The 14,258-nt window shown below is 70.0% G+C and carries 8 protein-coding genes; all 8 read right to left on the bottom strand.

From position 1 onward, the window contains the following. Nucleotides 1-58: 58 nt before the first annotated feature. The 8 genes from FFS72_RS02840 to narH all read right to left on the bottom strand — a co-directional run bounded on the left by FFS72_RS02840 (nt 59) and on the right by narH (nt 14,253). Entirely contained in the window at nt 59-2,980 is a 2,922-nt protein-coding gene (locus tag FFS72_RS02840; RefSeq protein WP_137872527.1) for an ATP-binding protein, read from the bottom strand. Nucleotides 2,981-3,064: 84 nt separating this feature from the next. Continuing rightward, nucleotides 3,065-7,219, bottom strand: coding sequence for a TIGR02680 family protein (locus tag FFS72_RS02835; protein ID WP_137872526.1), 4,155 nt, complete (start codon nt 7,217-7,219; stop codon nt 3,065-3,067). 13 nt (nt 7,220-7,232) lie between these two features. Continuing rightward, nucleotides 7,233-8,603, bottom strand: coding sequence for a TIGR02678 family protein (locus FFS72_RS02830; RefSeq protein WP_137872525.1), 1,371 nt, complete (start codon nt 8,601-8,603; stop codon nt 7,233-7,235). Then, nucleotides 8,600-10,039: a TIGR02677 family protein gene (locus FFS72_RS02825; RefSeq protein ID WP_137872740.1), complete on the bottom strand. Its 1,440-nt coding sequence runs from the start codon at nt 10,037-10,039 to the stop codon at nt 8,600-8,602. Before FFS72_RS02825 ends, FFS72_RS02830 begins: the two co-directional genes overlap by 4 nt. Nucleotides 10,040-10,265: 226 nt before the next feature. After that, nucleotides 10,266-11,000: an MspA family porin gene (locus FFS72_RS02820; protein WP_137872524.1), complete on the bottom strand. Its 735-nt coding sequence runs from the start codon at nt 10,998-11,000 to the stop codon at nt 10,266-10,268. 141 nt (nt 11,001-11,141) lie between these two features. Continuing rightward, the gene (gene narI, locus FFS72_RS02815; protein WP_137872523.1) at nt 11,142-11,876 is read right to left on the bottom strand and encodes a respiratory nitrate reductase subunit gamma; all 735 of its coding nucleotides are present in this window, start codon (nt 11,874-11,876) and stop codon (nt 11,142-11,144) included. After that, nucleotides 11,873-12,616, bottom strand: a complete 744-nt coding sequence (gene narJ, locus FFS72_RS02810; protein WP_137872522.1) for a nitrate reductase molybdenum cofactor assembly chaperone — start codon at nt 12,614-12,616, stop codon at nt 11,873-11,875. The genes narI and narJ overlap by 4 nt, the downstream gene beginning before the upstream one ends. After that, entirely contained in the window at nt 12,616-14,253 is a 1,638-nt protein-coding gene (gene narH / locus FFS72_RS02805; RefSeq protein WP_137872521.1) for a nitrate reductase subunit beta, read from the bottom strand. The genes narJ and narH overlap by 1 nt, the downstream gene beginning before the upstream one ends. Between the last annotated feature and the right edge of the window lie 5 nt (nt 14,254-14,258).

Raw genomic sequence — 14,258 nt, 5'->3', positions numbered from 1 at the left:
GGAGCAGGTGCGGCGCGCACGATCGACGGTAGCCCGTTCCGAGCGGGCACGCCCGACGTCAGGAGAGGGCGTCGCGGCCGCGTTCGATCTGCGGCAGCCACCAGCGGTCGGCGCGGGTGCGAGCCGCGGTGAGCGCTGCGTCGAGAATCGCTCGCGCGCTCCCGGTACGTCCGGCACGGGCATGGATGTCGGCGAGCAGGTACAGCCAGTACGGCATCCGGGCGAACGCGCCGGTGGCGCGGAGCCTGTCGACGCCTTTCGCGGCGAGCTCGGCGTCGGAGCGGACCCACCCGTCCAGCACCATCCACCACTCCCGGTAGTAGGCGAAACCGTACCGGTCGCAGAGTTCACCCAGATCATCGACCGCGCGGCGCAACGCGTCCGTGTCGCCGAGTATCTGCTGCGTGACCGCCCCGTAGGCCAGGGCGACGGTCAGGGTGTACGGCTGATCGTCCGTCCGAGCCAGCGAGACGGCCGAGTCGGCGGCGACCTGGGCCTCGTCGAACCGGCCACACAACCACAGCGCGTGCGCCGACCACGCCCGCCCGTGCACGTCGTACCGGGCGCCGACCCACAGGGTGCGGCCGCCGTCGGTGAGTGCGTCCGCCGCCTCGAAGTGCGTGAGCGCCTCCTCGGGTCGGGCGAGACTCACGGCAGACCCGCCGTAGGCGAAGTGGGCGGCGCCGAGCGAATCGGGGTCGCCGACTCCGTCCGCGACCTCGAGTGCACGTGCCGCAACCCGTTCGGAATCGAGGTTGCGGCCCTGGACGAACCTCGACGACCACAGGCCGACGAGCCCGGCTGCCCACTGCTCCCGCTGCCCCAACTGCTCCGCGAGGTCGATGGCACGCTCGAGTGTCGCCTGCAGGTCGGGGGAGGCGTATCCCCGCGACGCCGTCAGCGGCGCGGCCGATGCCTGAAGGACGGCGAGTTCGCGTCGGCGCGTGCCGATGCTGTCGGGCAGGGAACGCACCGCGGTGACCGCGGCCCGGTGCAGTCGCACGGCCTCGTCGTAACCGTATGTGGCGGTGGCCAGTTCGGCGGCGCGGAGGTAGTGGGGGAGTGCGCGGTCGGGGCGTCCACCCCGGTCGTACTGGCGTGCGAGCTGAGCGCTGTACGGATCGAGGTCGTCGCCGTGCACCGACTCGAGGCCGTGCGCGAGCCGTCGATGCAGCAGCCATCGTTGCGGCGGGTCGATCCGCGCGTACGCGGCGTCGCGCAGCAGGTCGTGCGCGAAGTCGTAGCCGCGTCCCGTCTCCCGCAGGATGCGCTGCCGCCACAGGACGTCCACGGCGCGTACGGTCGCGACCGGGTCCAGATCGCCGGCTTCCACCAGCAGGTCGAGGCTGACGTCCCGGCCCGCCGCCGCGACGAGGGCGACGATCGCCGCCGCGTCCGGTCCGAGCGTGGCGAGCCGTGCCCCCAACAGATCCCGAAGGCGGTCGGCGCGCTGGTCGCCGCTTCCGGGAACGACCCCGGAGTGCAGCGCCGCAACGAGATGGAAGGGGAATCCTCCCGTCCCGGCCAGCAGCAGAGCGTGTTCCGTCTCGGACAACACTCGCCCTGCCAGGGCGTCGGCGAGCGCCGCCGCCGACGCAGCGTCCAGCGGGCCGAGAGGCACCGTGGTGACCGGGATCGTCGAGGCCATTCGCCCGAGTTGGCGCGTCGATTCCGTGCCGTCGCTGCGCATCGTCGCCGCGACCAGGACGGGCGACCGTGGGAACGCGCCGAGCAGATGATGGAGCACGTCGAGGGTGTCTCCGTCACACCACTGCACGTCGTCGAGGACGAGCAGCGTCGGCGCGCCGGGCGCGAGAAGCGCCCGAGCCAGGCCCTCCACGAAGCGGGCCCGCCGCCACGCCCCGGCCGCGCCCTCCACATCGGGTTCGGTTCGGCCGGGCGACAGCAGCCGATCCACCGTTGCCCGCCACTCCGGTGCCAGTTGTCGTGCCGCGTCGGCGAGGGCGGGATCGCGCAACCAGTCCGCGACGGGCGCGAGCGGCAGCCGCCCGGTTCCGGCGAGGCACCGAGCCCTCGCGACGATCGCACCGCGACGGCGGACGCTCCGTCCGAACTCGGCGACCAGGCGCGTCTTCCCGACGCCGGCATCGCCCGACACGACGACGAGCTCGGACCGACCGGTCATCGCGCGGCTCCACGCGTCGGAGAGCGCGGTGATCGACCGATCGCGGCCGACGAGAGGCGGCGTTGGAACCCGGGCCTGCGTACCGAGATGCTGATGATCTGTGGCTGTGTCCCCGTCACGCAGGAGCTGTTCGAAGACGTCGCGGGTGACCTGGTCGGGCTCGACTCCGAGCTCGCGTTCGAGCACCGCGGCGCAGTGGTGGAAGGTGCGCACGGCACCCGAGCGGTCACCGAGTTCGAACTGGAGCTCCATCAGCGTCCGGTACCCGGTTTCCTCCGATGGCCGCAACAGAATCCGACGCCGGATCACCTCGGCCGCGGCCGGGAGATCCCCTAGCCGCCTGCGCACGGCGGCAAGCCGGTCACACAGGTCTACGCATCGCTGCTCGAGTTCCCCACGCACGGCGGTGGCCCAGTTGTCCTCGCAGCCGGGCAGGAATGCGCCGCGGTAGGCGCGTAGGGCCGACGTCGCGTGTGCCTCGAACGCCGCGTCGTCGCCGGCGTCGAGAGCCTGCGCGCGTTCGGTGTCGAACGCTCGCACGTCGACGGCGCACTCGCCGTCCCTCCAGCACAGATCCGCTGTGGTGACCACCAGATCGGGGGTGTCCGACACGGAACGCCGAAGGCTGTGCAGTTCCCGACGCAGATTCGTCAGCGCCTGACCGTCCGGCGAATCCGGCCAGAACAGGGCGGCGAGCCGGGCCCGCGCCTGCGGTATCCCGGGATGGGTGACCAGGAACGCGAGCAGCGCCAGCGCACGGGGAGACGGGGAGACGGCGTCGCCGGTCTCCGAGTCGATGATCGCCTGCTCGCCCAGGAAGGTGACGTGCAGCATGCGGCCTCCTGGAAATTCAGGGTAGACCGCGCACCAGCACGCGACAGGGCGTTGCCCGGAGACGACACCCCGGGGCCGGCCGCATCACACCTCTGCGAACTCCAGCCCGCCGGGTTCGAGGGTCTTACGGCGCCCGGGCGACCCGAGCGCCTTCGCGAGGTCGGACCCGTCGTGTTCCTGCATCAGCATGCCGCCGTCCCACACCATCAGCGTGGCGCTGACCGAATGCTCGGGGGTCGAGTGCGACAGGTCGTAGTGCGCACAACCGGGGACGCCGCCGTACGTGACCCACAGGTCGTAGCCGGTCATGAACAGGTCGAGATCGAACTGCACGCTCATGCCGAGGAGTTCGCTTCGACCGTTGTCGTCGACACCCGCGAACGCCTCGTCCAGGCCGAGCAGACGCGGCGCGTGCGGGTCGGCGGACGAGAGCATCACGTGCGCGGCCGCGAACAGTGGCAGGTGCAGTGACACCGACTGCTCGCCACCCGAGAGTGCGCCGTGCCGGGCAACCGTCAGCTTGTCCTCGCTGCCGTCGCCGCCGATCAGGGTGAAGGAGAACACCCGCCACCGCCGGTAGTCGAGTGCCTCCGTGAGGATCTCGGGGTACGCGCGTTCGGGATGTGCGGCGCGCAGTGTCCGGATCCGGGTCGCGAAATGCGCTCGGATCGTGGCCAGTTCGTCGGGGCCGAGCGCGGACGCGTCCCGGTCGAGCAGCTTCGACACCGCCCGCGACCCGTCGTCGAGGTTGTCGGCGAGGACCCAGTGCACACCGATCGTGTTGCCGGACGACATGCGCCTGCCACGCATCTCGGCAGCCATCTGGGTGATCAGGTCGCGGGCGTCGACGGTCCGCTCGTGAATCTGCTGCGCCAACCCGGTCAGCAGGGCGTCCTCGAGGATCCGCCGCTCCGAATCGGTGAGGAGCTGCTGCTGGTCGTCGCGGGCACGGCCGATCATCGCCGCGAAGTCGGCGATCGAGGACTGCCCCTGATCGTGCTGCACGGATGCGGTGGTCACGCCGTCCGCCGCGTCCCAACGCAACCGGTAGTCCTGGCCCGCGGCGGCGAGTCGGGCGTCGAACTCCTGCAGCGCACTCGTCAGCGCGGAGCGTGTGGACTTGCCCGCCGCCTCCGACACCTTCACCGCGGCCGTGGCGGAGTCGATGGCCGCGTGCAGTGCGGCAACCTCGTCCGGCACCACCGGGGCGGGTTCGCCGGGTTCGTTCTCGATCCGGTACACGAGCTGTTCGGTCGTGAGCCAGGCGGCATCCGACGCCGGCCAGGTGTGGGCGTCGGTGACGCCGAGCAGGTCGAGGAGGTCGCGCTGCGCATACGGCGCGAGGCGGCCCGCATCGGAACGGGTCTCGGTGAGTGCGGCCCGCAGCGACTCGACCGCGGCGCCGTACGCGCCCGCCGCCTTGCCGATCGCCTCGACCGCGCCGTCGCCTGCCTTGCGCGCTGCGCGCTGCTCGGTGGTGGCCGCGTCGATACGGGCGCGGGCCCGGTCGATGTCGGCTTCGATGTCGTCGGCGCCGGCTCCGATCGCCTCCCGGAGGGTCGCGAGACGCTGGACCTGCTGCTCCAGGTTCTCCTGGGCCGCTGCGGACTCCTCCGCGAACTCCTCCGCGACGTCCCTCGCCTCGGCGTGGCGGTCGTCGGCCTCGCGGCTGCGTTCGATGTCCTTCTCGCGGTCGCGTCGGCATCGGACGACGTGATCGCCGGATGCCTCGAAGTGCCGGATCGCGGCGGACAGGGCGTCGATGCCGCGCGCCGGATCGGCGACGCGATGCCGGACGGACGTCTCCCGCAGTGTGCGTTCCTGTGCGGACAGCTCAGCGATCGCCTGGTCCAGTTCACGCTGTGCGGTCGATGCCGCCTCGTCCCTGGTACGCAGGGCGCCCGCGGCTTCCGCGACCCCACGCAGGGCCGTGAGGACACCGGTCGGGCGGGGCAGGGATTTGCCTGCCGCAGTGAGCTGGACGAGCAGGTCGGCTGCAGCCGCCTGCTCCGCCCGAGCCGCCGACCGTTCCGACTCGGCGAGCTCGATTGCGGCATCGAGCTCGGCCAGACGCAGCTCGCGGCGACGCTGCCGTGCCGTCGCGCCGATGAACTCGGCGTCCGACTTGGTGTGGACACCAACCTGGACGCCTTGGCGGAAGCGGCCGTCCATACCGATGGCGACGGTCGCGGTCGCCGCATCGTCTGCCACTGCGATGGACGCCAGCACATCCGCGACACGGTTCTCCGGTACGCCCGCATCCGGCTCCACGACCAGCACGTCGGCCAGGGTGCGTCCCCGCGGCCGCTCATCCGGGGGCAGCGACATCAGGAACAACTCCGACTCGGCCGGGGGGACGTCGCCGTCCGGGACCCATGCATCGAGAAGGTTCGCCGCTTCCAGCGCCGCTTCGATGCGGGCTGCGGTTGCCGCGTCGACATCGTCGGCGAACCGCACCAACCGCCACAGCGGCGCTCCGGCCAGACCCGACCGAGAACCCGTGCGGGCCGGCTGCGCGGGCGGTGCGTCGTCGTGTTCGGCCGCGACCCGCACCCGGTCCGCGGTGAACTCGGCTGCAGCGGCCGCGGACCGTTCGGCGGCGACCTCGGCGTCGCGACGTCGGCCGCGCAGCGTGTCGAGGGGTTCGGTGGTGTGGTCGGCGAGGATCTCCGGGAACCCGGGTGCGTCGTCGGTGCCGACGGTGGACACGGCATCGTGCATCGCGACGAACATCGCGCTCGACACCCCGACCCGCGCGTAGAGCGACGAGTGAGTCGACCACCACCGGCGGAGCGATCCCTGGCACTCGGTGCGGGCCAGCGCCGCAGCGGCCTGGGCCTCCTTCACCGCGGCGGCGGCTGCGTCCAGTTGCTCGCGTCCCCGGTCCGCGGCCCGGTCGGCGCGAACGCGTTCGGCGGACGCACGCTCGACCACGGTCAGAGCGTCCCGCACGGCGCGAACGTCACCGGATCGCTCCTCGGCGTGCCCCCGGACCGCGGACGTGATCTCGTCGCCGCGAGCAGTGTCGGGCAGTGCCGCCCACGTGATGCCTGCGTCGCCCGCCGCCTCCTGCAGGTCGGCCTCGGCGCGGGCCAACGCCTCGGTCGCGCGCGTCACCCGCGCCTGCGACTGGGCGGCCTCCTCGGCGCGCTGAGCCAACGCCGCCTGTGCCTTCACCGACTTGTCCGCCTGCTGGTCGGTGGAGCGGCGCAGATCGGCCACGACGGCACCGAGGTCGTCGAGCTGCTGCTTGCCCTCGTAGGCGCTCGAACGCTGCAGGGTCTCGAGCTCGGCGCGGGCCAGGTCGAGTGCGCGTTCGGCGGCGGTCAGTCGTTCCTCCGCTGCCGCGCGTTCCTCCTGGCGGTTCGACTGAGCGGCAACGGTATCGGCGACGGCGGCGGTGGCGGCCTCGACGGACTCGAACCGCCGCGCCACCTGCTCGACGTCCGTCCGGGCCTGCTGCCGGAGGTATTTCGTGTAGACCGAGACGAAGTCCTGGGTGGCCTGGTCCGCGGTGGTCAGGCCCTCCAGTGCCCGCCCGACCTCTTCCATGTCGCTGAACGAGCGCGCCGCTTCCAGCACCAGCTGGTCGTCGATGGGCCGCAGACCGTCGGTGAGTGCTTGTGACAGTCCCTTCGGGTCCAGGTTCTTCGCGAGCTGCGGTCGCCGCAGCGTCAGAATCAGCGTGATCAGCTGGTCGTAGCGCTGCGCACCGAGCCCGAACAGGCGGGCATCGATCGCGGCACGGTGATCGACCGGCCGGTCCGTGATGGCGTCGCCGCCGATCTGCTCGGCGAGCTGCTTCTTCGTCAACGGTTGGTCGCCCGCGCCGATCAGGGAGAAGTCGACGCCGACGCGGCCGTCCGCGACGAAGTGCCAGCGCGTCACCTTGTCGTTCTGCCGGCTCGCACGCATGCCGATCCCGACGGTCACTGCCTCCGGATCGTCCGGGTTTCCGCGCGCGAACTCCATCCACACGTAGGAGTGGGCGCTCTCGTCGCCGCGGTAGAGCAGATTCGACTTCATCGTCCGCTCCTCACCGGCGAACGGATTCAGCCGGCGGGGCTCGATGCGTCCGTCGAGGACGAACGGGAACAGCACCTCGAGTGCCTTGGTCTTACCGGAGCCGTTGGGGCCACGCAGGACGAGGCGGCCGTCGGCGAAGGAGAACTCCTGGTCCCGGTAGTCCCACAGGTTGACGATCCCGGCGCGGGTCGGTCGAAAACGCGCACTTGCCATGCGAAGTCAGCCTCTATTCCTCAGGGTCCGACGAATCGGAGTTCACGAGCTCGGTCGACAGGTCCAGTTGGGGTTCTCGTTCGCGGACAGTGACGACGACACCGCGGTAGCGCGCCAACGCCGGGAGCACCAGGACGCCGCCGTCGACCTTGCGGACGAGGCGTTGCGCGTCGAGCAGGTCGACCGACCGCCTGCGCAGTCCAGCGGGATCCGCCTGCCACTGCGCGGCGAACGTGCGGCCGAAACGCACTCCGAGGTCGGTGACGACACCGTCGATCCAGCTGTCCTCGACGAGCGGATAGGTCGCCTCCGTCTCCTGCGGTGCGTCGAAGCGTGCCTCGGGCCGGGACTCCGCGGAATCGTCCGCGAGTTCGCGCAGGACTCCGGCCGCCGGGATCGCGCCGTCGAGCTGCGCGATCAGGTCGTCGGTTCTGTTGTTCGGCAGGGGGATTCGTAGCGGGTCCGGAGCGTCGGGATCCTGAACGCGGTCCGCCATTTCCCCGGCGAGCAGCAGCGCGACCTGCGCGATCGTCCCGGTCGAGGGGAAGCGGATGTCCGAGAGGCGGCCCGACTGGTCGATCAGCGCGATGCCCTCGGCGCGGCGCTCGACGACGAGGCCGGTGAGCATCGCGACGTCGGCTGCGGTCCGGGGCAACGCGAGCTGCAACCGCTCGTCCTCGTCGAGGTCGTCCGCGTACACGACGGGATGCTGCACCAGCGCGCGCCGAACCCGGCGCGCAGTCTCCCGTGTGGTGGCGGTCTCGTCGACCACGGTGAGCAGTCCGCGCACCGACGTCAGGTGTTGCAGCGCCCGCGGTGGACGGAACAGGGCGATCACCACCGACCGGTCGATGTCGTAGAGCGCCTCGCCCGCATCGGGATTCGACGCCCAGCCGGTCGCGTCGCCGTCGGCGAGCCGGATGGCACCTCGGGCGGTGAGCCACCCGATCGCGTCGACGAGCGCGCTGCGGTCCGTGAACCGCTCGGTCGAGAGGTCGACCGTCGGGACCTGCGTGGCCTCCGCCGCGACGTGATCGGCCAACTCCGACAGGGTGATCTGGTTCCCGGCGCGACCGAGCGCGGCCAGTGCCAGCGCGAGGTACGCGTAGCGCCTCCGGTCGAAGGGCCGATCCCCGGACGTGGCCGGAGCTGTGGGATCGAGGCGGTCCGCGGCCGTGAACAGCCGGGCCGTCGTCTCCGTCACCTCCAGGCGGTACCCGAACAGTTCGAGGAGGTCGTCCCGCAGCTCGGTCGTCCACCGTCGCAGCAGCGGCAGGGCCAGCGGATCCGGGTACGTCGTGGTCACCAGGTGGTTCGCCAGGATCACCCGTGCCGCCCGCTGATAGGACTCGAGCATCAGCGGTGAGATCTCGCGCGCCCTCACTGGACGCTCACCCGCAGCCGGTCCAGGTGCAGTCGGCCCCTGGCCGTCTCGACGGTCGTCGATTCCTCGTGCGGCGACAGGGTCAGGCGCACCCCGTTCTCGGAACCCGTGCTGTCGCGTACGACGCCACTGACCGGTACCCGTGCGGTCAACGCGGCGGTCAACAAGCCGAGCAGCACATCGGTCTCCTCCTCGCCGAGGACGCGGTCGTAGGCACCGCCCGCGGCCAGGGAGCGCGCCGCCTCCGCGCGCGCACGCTGCGCCGCGAGCTGCGCGTCCCGCAACCGGCGGATGCTCGCCTCGTTGCGCTGAACGCGGCCCGGTGCCCCGGCCGCGGCAGGCTTTCCCGTCTCGGCGAGGGTGCGGGAGATCTCCACCGGCGGCGCGTCCCACCACGACCGCGAATCCGGGATGACGTCGGCATCCGGATGGACCGCCGACAGGTGCCGCGGCCGACCCAGGTCGAACACCGCCTGGAACAGCGCGTGGGCGGCATCCTCGGTGGGGGCGCCTGCGAACCAGCCGGCCAGGTGTCGCAGCTGACTCTCCCGGCTGACGCCGCCGCGTCGCGTCTCCGTGACACGGCGCAGCAGGGCCAGCACCGCCGAGATGGCGGCCATCGTGCCCTCTCGGAGCCGCTCGGACTCGCTCGGACCGTCGGAGGAGGCGACGAACCACTGCGTTAGCCCGGACCACCGCTGCGTCCAGTCGGCCTCCCGCTCCGCCACGGTCAGGAACAGGCGTTCGTCGGCGATCGCGGCCCGCCCGAGGAGGTCGCGCACGCCACTCTCCTCGACGTCGGCGATCGCCGACGCCAGCTTCGGCGCGTACCGCGCGAGGTCGGAGCTGAACTCCCGCATGTGGGTGAGGAGCGCGTCCTTGTGCACCAGGAACGCTTCCGGGGTGATCTCCGTGGTGCGGACGAGGTCACCGAGCGTGAGGTAGAACTGCGACGCCCGCGTCGCCATGTCGGACAGCGTGGAGTCGAGGCGTCGCAGCGTGCGATAGATCAACTCGCCGTCGCCGCGGCGGTTCGCCTCCGCCAACTGCTGCAGATCCGACAGCAGATCGGGCAGGGCGAGACGGGAGAGGGCGGCCTCGTCGAGGCGCAGCGCGAGCACGTCCCGGACCGCGCGGAACGCCTGATAACCCAGCCGGCTGAACTGGTAGACGAAGTGCCGGTTGCGGTACTCCGCCAGCGTCGCGGCCCGGGACCCGTCGTAGCTGCGTTCGAGAACGCCCCACTGATGGAGCTGGTCGAGGAGCGGAGTGATCTCCGCGGCGGACATCGCCCGCGTCCCCATCCTGGTCAGCGTGTCGGCCACGTCACCGGCGTGCAACAGCACCACGTAGTTGGCCCTGGCGTGGTCGAACGCACGCAGCACCGTCAGATAATCGGTGCGCTTGTCCGCCGTCGCGAACGCGAACATCCGCAGCCGGTCCGCTGCCACGAACGGGTCATCGGCCGGATGGAGAGCGCCGTCGCGCTCGTCGGCCTGTTGGAGACCGCCTTCGCGCTCGTCGTTGGGTGCCGGGCCGGATTCACTCACCGTGACAGGGTAGGGGAGTCGGGACCCTGGACCCAGTTGACCGGGCCGCGACACACGTCGGGCGGGATCCGGTGCCGGATCCCGCCCGATGCGGGTGGTGAGGGAACTGCGATCAGATCGGGACCGGGGCCCCGTACGTCATCACGATGTCCCCGGACGCGAGCTCGACCTTCGCGTACGGGCGCAGGGTGACGGGACCGATGGCGCCCGACACGCTGCCGTGGACGTTGCCGATTCGAATCTTCGCGAAGGGACCGCCGAACTCCTTGTCCTCGACGACGGGGACATCGGTGATGCCGCCCGGCTCCAGATCGAAGATCAGGTTCTGCTGGGGAATGATGTCGCCCGCCAGCATGTTGCGGTTTTCGAACCCGATCTCGATGTTGTTCTCGTCGAAGATGTCACCGAAGATGATGCCGCTGGTGCCTTCCGACTCGAATCCGAGTCCGGGAGTGTTCAACTGAACAGTCGCGCCGCCCAGGGCGATCGGGTATCCGACCTGGTATCCGAAGGAGATTTTGCTGCCTGCCATCGACGCTGCGCTCGGCCCGCTGATGCGGGCTTCCGCATAGCCGCTGTGGAAGAACTCGCGGCTCAGCGGCGAACTGTCCAGCGGCGGGACCCCGACAATCGAGGTGTCGCCCTGGCTGATCTCGACGAGGTTGTCGGACCCGTCGGTAATGCTGCTGTAGTTGTTGACGACGGCGCCGGCGGTGCCGGTTCCGAGTCCGACGACGAGGGCAGCGACACCGGCGACGGCCAGTGCCCGGGAGCGGTGTCGGCCCGCACGAGGGGCCGACGCGGTGGTACTTCGACGAGTCCGACGTTCCATACGACTGACGTCCATGAACACCTCATCCGTTGGGTTGTCACCCGGATGCGGGCACGCACCCGGTCACCGGCGTGGGCAAACATCCCCGAACCACCTCGAACGCTATCGGATGGTGTCGGCGAACGAGCAGTTTTCTACCGCGTAGACACGTCGTGTTCACGCGCGCGTCCGGTTTGCCGTTTCCCAGGCGCGGTCGTACCGGTTTCCGCCCGGCCGCTTCACGTCCTTGCTGCGATAGACGACGTACGGCCTGCCCAGGTACCCGAGTGGGGCGCTGAACACGTGAACGAGGCGCGTGTAGGGCCAGATCGCCAGCAGCGCGAGCACAGTGAGGCCGTGCAGTTGGAAGCTCAGCGGAACGCCCACCATCAGTTCCGGTTGCGGGCTCAGGGAGAACAGGCTGCGGAACCACGGCGAGACTGTCGAACGGTAGTCGTAGTGACCGAGGATCACGTTCTCGCCGAGGGTGTTGAACATGCCGGTGGCGATCACCACGATGAACAGGCCGTACATGATCTTGTCGTTGACGGTGGTCACCTTGCGCACACTCACCACGGTGGTCCGGCGATACACCAGGATCGCCAGCCCGGCCACGGTCGCGATGCCGGCAGGGACGCCCATACCGACGGCCATGACGTGGTAGGCGCCCTCGGAGATCCCCAGCGCACTGGTCCAACTCGCCGGAATCAGCACGCCGCCGACGTGCCCGGCGAGAACCGCGAGGATCCCGAAGTGGAACAGCGGACTGCCCAGGCGCAGGAGCCGTGACTCGTACATCTGCGACGACCGTGTCGTCCAGCCGAACTGGTCCTTGCGATACCGCCACACATGGCCGACGACGAACGAGGTCAGCGCGATGTACGGCAGTGTCAGCCAGAGCAGATTGCTCACCGGGTGGCTCCGATCTGGGCGGTATCGGCGACGCGGGTGGGGTCGCCGAAGCCGGGGTGGTCGTCGATGTGGGGGTGCAGCGCCGGATCCAGCGCGTAGGTGTCGAGGCCGACGGCGTCCTCGGGTGGACCCTCCGCGGCGAGCTTGACCACCTGCGCGCGATCGTCGGTGTCGAGTTCCGGCAGCGTCGAGCAGACGGCGTCGATCACGCTCGCGTACGCAGACCCGCTGTCGTGCAGCGACAGTCGGAGCACTTCGATCACGGCGCGGTGCGTGATCAGCAGGCGTCGTCCCCGGGTCGGGTCGGTGGTCGCGGCGAACTCCAGCACCACGGGCAGGAAGTCGGGCAGCTCGTGGTCGCCCAGTTCCAGGCCGGCGTTGCGGTACGCGGTCTTGAAGCGCAGCAACGCCATTCCCCGGTTCCTGGTGTCGCCGTACGCATAGTACGAGAGGTGCAGGCTCGACCGCCGCCGCAGGTCGAACGTCTCGACGTAGCGCGCGGCGAGTGCGATCGCATCCGATTCACGCATGTGCTCGATACACGCGAGCAGGTTTGGTCCGGCAGGGTCCGGGATCTGCGCCGCGGCGGTGTGCAGATCGTCCAGCAGGTCGAGCGTGGACTGGTGCGGGTAGTCGAGGACCAGGGCCGCGATGCGCCACACCAGGCGCTGCTGGGTTTCGGTCAGGGCATCGGCCGCGGACGCGGCGCGCTTGTTCCGGCGCAGGTTCAGCACACCCATCAGGACTCCTCCCGTGAGCCGACCGGAACCAGCCCGTCGGTGCTGCGGCCGTCCCAGTTGAGGAGGTTGATCCGGCGTTCCTTGTTCTCCGGTGCTGCGCCGTTGGTGTCCTCCCCGACGAGGTGGAACTTGTCGGCCATCACCTCGAACGCCGTCATACCCGCGCCGCCCGCGTCCGGACCGCCCATGCCGGGTCCGCCCTCGTCCTCCAGGCTGCAGCCGGTGGCGAGCGCATCGAGGCGGTGGGCATCCGAGCCGGCGCCGGTGGGAATGACGTATCGGTCCTCGTACTTCGCGAGGGCGAGCAGGCGGTACATCGCGGTCAGTTCGTCCGGCGTGAGACGGACGGCTTCCGCCACCTCCGGCTTGATCGCCTCACCGAGATTGACCTGACGCATGTGCGCGCGCATCGCGGCCAGACGTTGCAGTGACGCGCGGACCGGTCCGATCTCGCCCGCGGTGAACAGCTCCGCGAGGTACTCGATCGGGATGCGCAGCGAGTCGATCGCACCGAACAGGTTGTCGGCGGACTCACCGTCGTGACCGGTGTCGGACAGCGCCTCCACCATCGGCGACAGCGGCGGGATGTACCAGACCATCGGCATCGTCCGGTACTCCGGATGCAGCGGCAACGCCACCTGGTAGTCCACGATCAGCTTGTACACGGGAGAGTTCTGCGCCGCCTCGATGAACTCCGAGGAGATGCCCGCCCGCTCCGCCTCCGCGATGACACGGGGATCGTGCGGGTTGAGGAACACACCCAGCTGCGACGGATACAGGTCCTTGTCGTCGGTGACCGACGCCGCGTCCAGCACCGCGTCGGCGTCGTAGAGCATCACACCGATGTAGCGGAGCCGACCGACGCATGTCTCCGAGCAGATCGTCGGGATGCCGACCTCGATCCGCGGGTAGCAGAACGTGCACTTCTCGGCCTTGCCGGTCTTGTGGTTGAAGTAGATCTTCTTGTACGGGCAGCCGGTGACGCACTGCCGCCAGCCGCGGCACTTGTCCTGGTCGACGAGCACGATGCCGTCCTCGGACCTCTTGTAGATCGCGCCCGACGGGCACGACGCCGCACACGCCGGATTGAGGCAGTGCTCGCAGATCCTCGGCAGGTAGAACATGAACGTCTGCTCGAACTCGAGCTTGACCTTGTCCGACACCTTCGCCAGTAGAGGGTCCTTGCCGACCTGCTCCGGTCCCGACCCCAGGTCGTCGTCCCAGTTCGCGCCCCACGTGACCTTGGTGTCCTCGCCGGTCAGCAGCGACTTCGGCCGCGCGACCGGGGTGGTGTCCATCGGCGCCGACGCGAGCAGGTTGTCGTAGTCGTACGTCCACGGCTCGTAGTAGTCGTTGATCGTGGGCAGGTCCGGGTTCGCGAAGATGTTCAGCAGCCGCTTCATACGCGAGCCGGACTTGAGGGTGAGCTTGCCGCGCTTGTTCAGCGTCCAACCACCCTTCCACTTCTCCTGGTCCTGGTACTGCCGCGGATAGCCCTGTCCGGGACGGGTTTCCACGTTGTTGAACCACGCGTACTCGACGCCGCCACGGTTGGTCCATGCCTGCTTGCAGGTGACGCTGCACGTGTGGCAGCCGATGCACTTGTCCAGGTTCATGACCATGGCCATCTGTGCCATGACTC

This window comes from Rhodococcus sp. Q, assembly GCF_005503035.1.
Taxonomy (GTDB): Bacteria; Actinomycetota; Actinomycetes; order Mycobacteriales; family Mycobacteriaceae; genus Rhodococcus_G.
Note: the sequence above shows the minus strand (reverse complement) of the source record. Positions and strands in the feature narration are given on the sequence as shown.

Coding starts and splice junctions, on each gene's coding strand:
- FFS72_RS02840 (WP_137872527.1), bottom strand. CDS start 2,980: ATGCTGCACGTCACCTTCCTGGGCGAGCAGGCGATCATCGACTCGGAG.
- FFS72_RS02835 (WP_137872526.1), bottom strand. CDS start 7,219: ATGGCAAGTGCGCGTTTTCGACCGACCCGCGCCGGGATCGTCAACCTG.
- FFS72_RS02820 (WP_137872524.1), bottom strand. CDS start 11,000: ATGGACGTCAGTCGTATGGAACGTCGGACTCGTCGAAGTACCACCGCG.
- narJ (WP_137872522.1), bottom strand. CDS start 12,616: ATGGGTGTGCTGAACCTGCGCCGGAACAAGCGCGCCGCGTCCGCGGCC.
- narH (WP_137872521.1), bottom strand. CDS start 14,253: ATGGCACAGATGGCCATGGTCATGAACCTGGACAAGTGCATCGGCTGC.